Source organism: Geoalkalibacter sp., from assembly GCF_030604225.1.
GTDB lineage: Bacteria > Desulfobacterota > Desulfuromonadia > Desulfuromonadales > Geoalkalibacteraceae > Geoalkalibacter.
Genome location: NZ_JAUVWH010000128.1, coordinates 1 through 8,848, shown reverse-complemented (window position 1 = coordinate 8,848; position 8,848 = coordinate 1). Strand labels below are relative to the sequence as shown.

General features: G+C 64.9%; 10 protein-coding genes. 4 read left to right on the top strand and 6 right to left on the bottom strand.

Features of this window, described 5'->3' with window-relative positions; genetic code table 11:
• Together QAT43_RS12515 and QAT43_RS12510 are read left to right on the top strand one after the other, a co-directional pair.
• Positions 1 to 696, top strand: a 696-nt coding sequence (locus QAT43_RS12515; RefSeq protein WP_305043418.1) for an ABC transporter ATP-binding protein, incomplete at its 5' end; no start/stop codon positions are given.
• Positions 693 to 1,484, top strand: a complete 792-nt coding sequence (locus tag QAT43_RS12510) for an ABC transporter permease (RefSeq protein ID WP_305043417.1) — start codon at positions 693 to 695, stop codon at positions 1,482 to 1,484. The genes QAT43_RS12515 and QAT43_RS12510, both read left to right, overlap by 4 nt.
• Before the next feature lie 62 nt (positions 1,485 to 1,546).
• Here the strand turns inward: QAT43_RS12510 and QAT43_RS12505 are convergent, their stop codons facing one another.
• The 3 genes from QAT43_RS12505 to QAT43_RS12495 form a co-directional block, all read right to left on the bottom strand.
• Positions 1,547 to 2,116: a YfaZ family outer membrane protein gene (locus tag QAT43_RS12505; protein WP_305043416.1), complete on the bottom strand. Its 570-nt coding sequence runs from the start codon at positions 2,114 to 2,116 to the stop codon at positions 1,547 to 1,549.
• 92 nt (positions 2,117 to 2,208) lie between these two features.
• A complete protein-coding gene (locus QAT43_RS12500) occupies positions 2,209 to 3,072 on the bottom strand; it encodes an EamA family transporter (protein WP_305043415.1) in 864 nt (287 codons plus the stop codon).
• Positions 3,073 to 3,172: 100 nt separating this feature from the next.
• On the bottom strand, positions 3,173 to 3,883 hold the full coding sequence (locus tag QAT43_RS12495; RefSeq protein WP_305043414.1) for a GntR family transcriptional regulator: 711 nt from the start codon (positions 3,881 to 3,883) through the stop codon (positions 3,173 to 3,175).
• A 191-nt stretch (positions 3,884 to 4,074) separates the two neighbouring features.
• Here QAT43_RS12495 and QAT43_RS12490 point away from each other — a divergent pair, with 191 nt between their 5' ends.
• Entirely contained in the window at positions 4,075 to 4,866 is a 792-nt protein-coding gene (locus QAT43_RS12490; protein WP_305043413.1) for a sugar phosphate isomerase/epimerase family protein, read from the top strand.
• Here the strand turns inward: QAT43_RS12490 and dinB are convergent.
• A complete protein-coding gene (gene dinB / locus QAT43_RS12485; protein ID WP_305043412.1) occupies positions 4,822 to 6,042 on the bottom strand; it encodes a DNA polymerase IV in 1,221 nt (406 codons plus the stop codon). The genes QAT43_RS12490 and dinB overlap by 45 nt on opposite strands.
• A 90-nt stretch (positions 6,043 to 6,132) precedes the next feature.
• On the opposite strand from dinB, the gene QAT43_RS12480 reads away from it, so the two are divergent.
• The gene (locus tag QAT43_RS12480) at positions 6,133 to 6,861 is read left to right on the top strand and encodes a FadR/GntR family transcriptional regulator (protein ID WP_305043411.1); all 729 of its coding nucleotides are present in this window, start codon (positions 6,133 to 6,135) and stop codon (positions 6,859 to 6,861) included.
• A 79-nt stretch (positions 6,862 to 6,940) separates the two neighbouring features.
• Here the strand turns inward: QAT43_RS12480 and QAT43_RS12475 are convergent, their stop codons facing one another.
• Together QAT43_RS12475 and atpD are read right to left on the bottom strand one after the other, a co-directional pair.
• Entirely contained in the window at positions 6,941 to 7,351 is a 411-nt protein-coding gene (locus QAT43_RS12475; protein WP_305043410.1) for a F0F1 ATP synthase subunit epsilon, read from the bottom strand.
• A gap of 67 nt (positions 7,352 to 7,418) precedes the next feature.
• Entirely contained in the window at positions 7,419 to 8,825 is a 1,407-nt protein-coding gene (gene atpD / locus QAT43_RS12470) for a F0F1 ATP synthase subunit beta (protein ID WP_305043419.1), read from the bottom strand.
• Between the last annotated feature and the right edge of the window lie 23 nt (positions 8,826 to 8,848).

Below are 8,848 nucleotides of genomic sequence, written 5' to 3'. Positions count from 1 at the left end.
CTCACCGGCGTCATGCACCAGGAAATCATCATCGACAATTTCTTCACCATCGAGCAGGCTCTCAAGATTCATTCCGGTTACTACGGCGTGGCGGACGATCCCGCCTGGCGGCGGGTGCTCATCGAGCGCCTGGGCCTCGGTCCCCACCTCAAGAAATCCATGAACAAGCTCTCCGGCGGCCTCAAGCGGCGCTTCATGGTGGCCAAGGCGCTGATCCATAAGCCGCGCCTGCTGATCCTCGACGAACCGACGGCGGGCGTGGACGTGGAGCTGCGCCGCACCCTGTGGAATTTCGTGCGCGAGATCAACGGCGACGGCACCACGGTGCTGCTCACCACCCACTATCTGGAAGAGGCCGAGGAGATGTGCGGGCGCATCGCCATCATGAATCACGGCGAACTGATCGCGCTTGAACCCACACGCGATTTGCTGGCCCGCCTGGACGGGCGGCGGCTGGTGCTCTATCTCGCAGGGGATCCCCGGCCCCTGCCGGCGGGGCTGGTCGCCTTGGGCGCGCAGTGGGACACGGCGGCCGCCAGCCTGAGCCTGCCCCTGGCGCCCGAGAGAGCCGCCATGGATCTCTTGCGGGAGCTGCAGCCCTATGGTTTGCCGATTCGTGATCTGGAGGTCAAGCGCGCGGGACTCGAGGAGGTGTTTCTGGATTTGACCGGCAGCTCCGGCGGGAGGGACGCATGAAAGAGCCGATTTCCGCGCCGTCCTGGGCGCCCTGGCGACCCTTCGTCACTTTGTTGCGGCGCGAGGTCTGGCGCTTCTGCAAGGTGGCCGGGCAGACCCTGCTGACGCCCATCATCACCGCCTCGCTCTATCTGTTCGTCTTCGGCGCGACCCTCGGCGAGCGCATCGAGGTGCTGGAGGGGTTCAGCTACGCCCAGTTCGTGGTGCCGGGACTGATTCTCATGGGGGTGATCAACAACGCCTTCGCCAATTCGTCCTCGTCCCTGTTTGTCGCGCGCTACATCGGCAACATTCTCGACATCCTGGTGACGCCCATCTCCCCGGCCCAGTTCATCCTCGCCTACACCCTGGCTTCCATGCTGCGTGGGCTGCTGGTGGGCGCGGCGGTCTGGGCGATTTCCCTGTTCTTTGCCGAGCTGCCCTGGCACTCGCCCCTGGCGGCCCTGGCCATGGCGGCCCTGGCCAGCTTTCTCTTCGCCCAGTTCGGCCTGATCGCCGCCCTCTACGCCAATACCTTCGACGCCCTCTCCATGTTCAGCAACTTTTTCATCCTGCCCCTCATCTACCTGGGCGGGGTGTTCTATCCCATCTCCATCCTGCCCCCGGTCTGGGAAGGCCTGTCGCGCCTCAATCCCCTCTTCTATCTCATCGACGGCTTTCGCCATGCCCTGCTCGGCGTCGGCGACACCAGCCTGGCGAGCGCCTTCGTTGCGGCGCTGCTCATGGCGGGGGCCCTGTTCGGCTGGGCGGCGCTGCTCATCGCCCGCGGCTACAAGCTGCGCTCCTGAAATACAAAAACGCCCCGGCGCGGGTACGCGAGGGCGTTGTTTGCGGGCGGATGGGGCCTCGTCTAGAAACTGCCGACAAAGCCAATGCGCAGGGCGTCGTCGATGGTCCAGTTTTCCTTGCGGCGATCTTCCTTGAGACGCATGTTCTGGTAGCCGACATAGAGCTTGACCTTGGGCAGCACCGCGTAGGTTAGGCGCACCTCGCTTTCCAGCAGCCGCTCGGAGTCGCGAAAGGAGAAGATCTTGGGCGCGTAGTAGAGCCGCCCGGCCAGGCCCAGGCCCCAGAGTTGCGGTGGAGCGTAGGCGCCGCGCAGGCCGAGGGCGAGGTTGATGAAATCGGTGCTGTGGTCGGCGCTGCCGGCGTAGGCCTTGGCGCCGACGCCCAGTTCGAGGCCGGGGAGGTTGCCGGGCGCGCCGAGGAAATCCAGGCCGAGGCTGCCGAGGGTGGTGCTCTCGTCGCCGTTGTAGAGAAAGCGCGCGTTGGCCAGGGTGGTGCCGTAGTCGTCGCGGGCCAGGGGCCGCTCGTAGGTGAGTTGGAAACTCTCGTCGTTGAAGCCGATGTCGATGGAATCGGCGGCGGCCGCCGTCGCCGCGAGACACAGGGCCAGGGCGAGCAGAATGCGCAGGGTCATGACAACCTCCGGGAAAGGGAATGGGCGGATTAAAATAGCGCGATGCCGGCGACTATGCCACAAGGCAGGGCGGCGGGGCAACCGCAATCGGCTCAGGCCAACGCCAGCACCAGAACCCCGGCGAGCATCACCAGGGTTCCGGCCAGGCGCTCGCGCAAGCCGCGCTCGCCCAACAGCAGCAGGCCGGCCAGGGCGGTGAAGAGCACGCTCAGGCGCTTGACGGCGATCACGTAGGGCACCTGGGCGAGGCTGATGGCGGCCATCTGGCAAAGGGTCACCAACCCGCCGCACAGCCCCACCAGCAGCAGGAAGCCCCAGGGCCGGGCGGCCGCGGGGCCTCCCAGGCGCCGGCGCAGCATCACCAGGGGCAGCATGCCCAGGGCGATGGCGGCGTTGATGGCGATGGCCCAGAGCAGGGGCGAGGAATTGAGCAGGCCGATCTTGTCGATGTTGGCGGAGACGCTCCAGATCAGCGCCACGGCCAGCATCAGGCGCGCGCTGCGCGCGCGCAGCAGGGCGCGGATGGGCTCGCGCCAGCCCCGGCGCCAGTGGCCGATGTTGAGCAGATAGGCGCCGGCGACAATCAGCAACACGCCGAGGATGCCGCTTTTCCCCGGAATTTCCCGGAGCAGCAGGGGCGAGGTGAGGAGCAGGAACAGAGGCGTGAAACTGATCAGGGGCACGCTCAGGGACAGCTCACCCTCGGCGATGGCCTTCATGTAGAGAACCGCCGCGAGGATGTTGAGGGCGGCGCCGGCGAGCAGCGCCGGCCAGAAATGCGGCCCGAGGGTCGCGGGCAGAGCGAAGGGCAGCAGCGGCAGGAGAAAGGGCAGGGCCAACAATCGCCAGGCCCAGGCCATGACATAGGGATCGGCCCCGGCGCGCAGGCCCTGCTTGCCGAAAACGTCCTTGCCCGACTCGAACAGGGCGGTGAACAGGGCAAGGAGCAGCCACATGGGAGGGGCTTAGGCGGCGGTGCGGGGCGGTGGTGGCGCCGCGCCCAAAGAAAAACCCGCGGCCAAGGCGGGTTTCGGGGAACGGCAGGGCAGGGCCGGCTCAGACATCGACAACCTGATCGAATTGGCTGGGGTCGACGGCGCGACCTTCTTCCTGGGCCATGCTCTGGATCAGCAGCTGGCCGCCGAGGCTCGCGGTCTTGCGCACCAGGTTGTCGGCCTGTTCGCCGTTGCGGCTCTTGAAAGCGTCGAGCAGCCGCGAGTGCTCGTTGACCGAGATCTGCATGCGCCCCGGCAAGGACAGGGAGGCCAGGCGCGGGCGGTTGAACTTGATCACCAGTTGGTTGATCAGTTCGGCCAGCTTCTGATTGCCGGCGGCGCGGATGAACAGCTCGTGGAATTCGTTGTGGGTGCGGTAGAAGGCCTTGACGTCACCTTCGTCAGCGAGTTGCTGCAAGCGCTGGTTGATCGCCTCCAGGCGCTCGATTTCCTTGTCGGAGAGTTTTTTCGCCGCGATGCGCGCCGCATAGCCCTCGAGGATCGCCTTGATGGCGTAGAATTCCTTGATGTCGCGCTCCGACAGCGCCGCGACCACCGCGCCCTTGCGGGGAATAACGGTGAGATAACCCTCGGATTCCAGCTGGCGAAAGGCCTCGCGGATCGGGGTGCGGCTGATGCCGAACCGCTCGGCGAGTTCCGGCTCGGCGACCTTTTCCCCGGGTTTCAGCACGCCGCGCAGGATCGCGTCACGAATGGTTTCGAGAATCTTTTCGCGCAGGGTCTGATGGCGTTCGATGGGCTTTTTTTTCACCGGGTTGGCTCCGCATTGGATTCAGCCAATTGTATACAGTATACAGTCATTGTCAAGAAACTTTTCGGAAACATTCAGGCGAAGACCCTCGGCCTTGTGTTTCGCGGGCGGCGCGGCTATGCTCGGAGGCGATGCGCGCAACGCCGCTTGAGGGCGGCATCCCGCGCGGGGAAAGGATGGATCGCCAAGCTATGCCCATGGATTCTCGCCTGCATGTCTCCCTGCCCTACCGGATGCTCGCCGAGCAGGGCGGTTTTCTGCTCGCGCGCCGGCTGCAGCCGGAAATCGCCTTCAAGGGACCCGATCTGGACGAGGTGGACCTGGCCGAGCTGCTGGAGCGCTGGGGCGCCGCGTTTCGCGCCGCGGGCCTTGCGGTGGCGGTTCATGCCCCCTTCATGGATCTCAATCCCGGTGCCGTCGAACCGCTGGTGCGCGAGGTCACGGCCCTGCGCCTCAATCAGGCGCTGGACGCCGCGCAGCGCCTCGGCGCCCGCCGTCTGGTGGTGCATCCCGGCTACGATCGTTGGCGTTATGCCGGCAACGAGGATCTCTGGGTCGAGCAGAGCCTTGGGTTCTGGCCGCCGCTGATCCGGCGCGCGGCCGACGCGGGGGTGGTTCTGGCGCTGGAGAATGTTTTCGAGGATGCTCCGGGCAACCTGGAAAAACTGCTCGCGGCCATCGACTCGCCGTGGTTCGGCCACTGCTTCGACGTCGGCCACTGGCATCTGTTCTGCCGCGAGCGCATATCCCTGGCGGATTGGTTCCAGCGGTTTTCCCGGCACCTGGTGCACCTGCATGTGCATGACAACCTGGGTGAAGGCGACGACCATCTGCCCATCGGCGAGGGACTCATCCCCTTCGCCGAGTTCTTCGCCCTTGTCCGGCGCCACGCGCCCCAGGCAACCCTCACCCTGGAGGCCCATGATCCCGAGAGCCTCCTACGCGCCCTCCTTGCCGTGCGGCCCTTTCTCGTCCCCTGCTGAGGGATCGGCGGCTTCCAGAAGCGGTGCCTTGCAGATACCCCTGCGGCCATAGCGTTCCCGCACCTGATCCACTGCGCGGTCCAGGCGGGCCAAGCGCTCACGCCGCGGCTCGTCGAACAGCTCGGATTGCCCCGCGCCCAGGGGCTCCAGGGCGCTTAGGCTGAGGCCGAGCAGGCGCAGGGGCCGGCGGCCGGCCTCGGTCAGGGTCAGCAGCTCCTTGGCCAGGGCAAAGAGCTCGCCGCCGTTGCTCAGCCCTTGGTTGAGGGTGCGACTGCGGGTGCATTGCTGGAAATCGGCGTATTTGACCTTCAGGGTCAGGCAGCGCCCCTGCAGATCCGAGCGGCGCAGGCGCGCCGCGACCCGTTCACTCAAGTCGAGAAGCTGCCGAAGAATGTCCTCCAGGTCCATTAGATCCTCGCCGTACGTGTCCTCATGCCCCACGGATTTCAGTGCGTCTCGCGCCACCACCGGCCGCTGGTCCAGGCCCCGCGCCAGGTCATAAAGCTGGCTGCCCTGGACGCCGAAGCGCGCGAGCAGAGCAGGGCGACTCAGGCGCCGCAGGTCGGCGACGCGGGTGACGCCGCAGCGCGCGAGTTTCTCCGCGGTCACGCTGCCGATCCCCCAGAGGGCCGTCACCGGCAAGGGCAGGAGAAATTCATCGATCCGCTCCGCCCGAATCTCCAGCAATCCATCGGGCTTGGCCGCTTCCGAGGCGAGCTTGGCGAGCAGTTTGTTGGGGGCGACGCCGGCACTGACGCTCAGGCAGGTTTCCCGGCGCACCGCCGCGCGGATCTGTTCGGCGATCACCAGGCCCGCGCCGAACAGGCGGCGGCTGGCGGCGACGTCGAGGAAGGCTTCATCGATGGAGAGAGCCTCGATGGTGTCGGTGAAGCGGGCATAGATGGCGAAAACCTGGCGCGATACGTCTTGGTAAAGGGCCATGCGCACGGGCCTGACCACCGCCTGGGGACACAGGCTCAGGGCGCGGGTCATGGGCATGGCCGAGCGCACCCCGAAGCGGCGCGCCTCGTAGGAGGCCGCGCACACCACGCCGCGCTTTTCATGCCCGCCGACGATGACCGGCCGGCCGCGCAGGGCGGGTTCCTCGCGTTGCTCCACCGAGGCATAAAAGGCATCGAGATCGAGATGCAGAATGGCTGGATCCTCAGGCGTCATGCGCATCTCCGGGGCGGTCGTCAAGGTTGATTTTCCCGAAAAAAAATGCTATTTACCTGGTCTTACCAATTCTCCAGATGGAGCAATGGCATGGCCAATGTATTCAAGCCCATCCGTCCCAAAAAGATTTCCGAGGAAATCGTTGAACAGATCAAGGCCCTGATTTCCTCAGGCGACCTCAAACCCGGCGAAAAAATCCCCTCGGAGCGGGAACTCGCCGTCATGTTGGGCGTGAGCCGCCCGTCGGTGCGTGAAGCCATCATGGTGCTCGACGCCATGGGGCTGGTCGAGGCGCGGCAGGGGGGCGGCACCTATGTGCGCTCATTGACCTCGGCGGCGCTCAACGATCCTCTCACCGCTCTCGTCGAGGAAAATCCCCAGTTGCTGCACTCCCTGGTGGAAGTGCGCATGGGTCTGGAAACCTGGTCGGCCTACCTGGCGGCGGCGCGTGCCACCGACAGCGAAATCGGCCAGATGCGCGAGCTTTTGAGGATCATGGAAAAGCAGGCGGCACGGGGCGGCTGGGACGCCGAGGTGGACTCGCAGTTTCACTATGCCATCACCGCCGCCACGCACAATACCCTGCAGATGCACGTGCTCAACACCATCCATTCGCTTTTTCACCGCACCATTCAAGTGGCGCTCACGGAATTTTACCGCAAGGCCGGCATGGTGGAGTTGCTGCTTGCCCAGCATGCCGCCATCTTCGCGGCGATTGCCGAGAAGAACCCGGAAAAAGCGCGCGAGGCCATGTATCGGCACATCGCTCTTGTTGAAGAAAAAATGGCCCAGCTTCAGGCGGAATCCGCAGCGCCCTGAAAACCTTTGCTGAAACGCAAAAAGGCAGCTCCCCCGGAGCTGCCTTTTTGCGTGATGAATCCTGTTACCCGAAGGGCGATCAGCGGCTGCGCCCGGCCACCTGAATTCTCACCATGGCGCGGTCCAGGGCCGCCTTCATGACGGCGAAATCCTTGTCCTCGGGAGCAAGCTTCTTGAGCGCTTCCTCGGCGCGGCCCAGGGCCGCCTTGGCGCGCTCCAGGTCGATTTCGTCGGCGGGTTCGGCCGTCTCCACCAGCACCGTGACACGGTCATCCTCGACTTCGACAAAGCCCCAGTTGACGGCCACGTGGAACTGTTCGTTGCCCTGGCGGTAGGTGAGCTCGCCGATCTGCAGGGTGGTCAGCAACGGGGTATGGGCGGGCAGCACCCCGAATTCGCCCATCAGGCCGGGCGCGGTAATTTCATCCACGTCGGCGGAGAGAACCAGGCGATAGGGAGTGACCAGGTCAAATTTCAACTTTTCTGCCATGGACAAATGACCTTTTTAAAGAAGGGGCGGAAGCCGAAGGGCTTCCGCCTGCTTCACAGGGCTATAATCAAGCGGCCAGTTTCTTGGCCTTTTCGATGGCTTCCTCGATGGTGCCGACCATGTAGAAGGCCTGCTCGGGCAGATCGTCATGCTTGCCGGCGACGATCTCCTGAAAGCCCCTGATGGTATCCTTGAGCTCCACGTACTTGCCGGGAGATCCGGTGAACACCTCGGCGACATGGAAGGGCTGGGAGAGGAAGCGCTGGATCTTGCGGGCGCGGGCGACGGTGAGCTTGTCGTCCTCGGAGAGTTCGTCCATGCCGAGAATGGCGATGATGTCCTGCAGGTCCTTGTAGCGCTGCAGGATGTACTGCACTTCGCGCGCGACCTTGTAGTGCTCGGCGCCCACCACCTGGGGATCAAGGATGCGGCTGGTGGAGTCGAGGGGGTCGACGGCCGGATAGATGCCGAGCTCGGCAATCTGACGCGAGAGAACGGTGGTCGCGTCGAGATGGGCGAAGGCGGTGGCCGGCGCGGGGTCGGTCAAGTCGTCGGCGGGCACGTAGATGGCCTGCACCGAGGTGATCGAGCCCTTGTCGGTGGTGGTGATGCGCTCCTGCAGCTCACCCATCTCGGTACCCAGGGTCGGCTGGTAACCGACCGCCGAGGGAATACGGCCGAGGAGCGCCGAAACCTCGGAACCCGCCTGGGTGAAACGGAAGATGTTGTCGACGAAGAGCAGCACGTCCTGGTTTTCCTCGTCGCGGAAGTATTCGGCGATGGTCAGGGCCGAGAGGGCGACGCGGGCGCGGGCTCCGGGGGGCTCGTTCATCTGGCCGTAAATCAGCGCGGCCTTGTCAAGAACGCCCGAGTCCTTCATCTCGTGCCAGAGGTCGTTGCCCTCGCGGGTGCGCTCGCCGACGCCGGCGAACACCGAGAAACCGCCGTGCTGCTTGGCGATGTTGTGAATGAGCTCCATGATGAGCACCGTCTTGCCGACGCCGGCGCCGCCGAAGAGCCCGATCTTGCCGCCGCGGGAATAGGGGGCGAGCAGATCGACGACCTTGATGCCGGTTTCGAACGCTTCGATGGTGGTCGACTGGTTGACGAAATCGGGGGCGGGGCGATGGATTTCCCACTCGAGCTCGGCGCCCACGGGGCCGGCCTCATCGACGGGCTCGCCGACCACGTTGAGGATACGGCCGAGGGTCTTGCGGCCGACGGGCATGACGATCTGCTTGCCGGTGTCAAGGACATCCTGGCCGCGCACCAGACCATCGGTCGAATCCATGGCGATGGCGCGCACGGTATTCTCGCCGAGGTGCATGGAGACTTCCAGCACCAGGTTCCATTCCTGATCGGAGATGGCGGGATTGGACACCTTGAGGGCGTGATAGATTTCGGGCAACTTGCCGGGCTCGAATTCCACGTCGACGACGGGGCCGATGACCTGGGTGATTTTTCCTTTATTCATGATGAACCGTTCCTCCTTGATTT

What these genes read in the sequence shown, in the direction of transcription:
- QAT43_RS12510 (WP_305043417.1), top strand. Translation starts at nt 693, where the DNA reads ATGAAAGAGCCGATTTCCGCGCCGTCCTGGGCGCCCTGGCGACCCTTC.
- QAT43_RS12505 (WP_305043416.1), bottom strand. Translation starts at nt 2,116, where the DNA reads ATGACCCTGCGCATTCTGCTCGCCCTGGCCCTGTGTCTCGCGGCGACG.
- QAT43_RS12500 (WP_305043415.1), bottom strand. Translation starts at nt 3,072, where the DNA reads ATGTGGCTGCTCCTTGCCCTGTTCACCGCCCTGTTCGAGTCGGGCAAG.
- QAT43_RS12490 (WP_305043413.1), top strand. Translation starts at nt 4,075, where the DNA reads ATGCCCATGGATTCTCGCCTGCATGTCTCCCTGCCCTACCGGATGCTC.
- dinB (WP_305043412.1), bottom strand. Translation starts at nt 6,042, where the DNA reads ATGACGCCTGAGGATCCAGCCATTCTGCATCTCGATCTCGATGCCTTT.
- QAT43_RS12480 (WP_305043411.1), top strand. Translation starts at nt 6,133, where the DNA reads ATGGCCAATGTATTCAAGCCCATCCGTCCCAAAAAGATTTCCGAGGAA.
- QAT43_RS12475 (WP_305043410.1), bottom strand. Translation starts at nt 7,351, where the DNA reads ATGGCAGAAAAGTTGAAATTTGACCTGGTCACTCCCTATCGCCTGGTT.
- atpD (WP_305043419.1), bottom strand. Translation starts at nt 8,825, where the DNA reads ATGAATAAAGGAAAAATCACCCAGGTCATCGGCCCCGTCGTCGACGTG.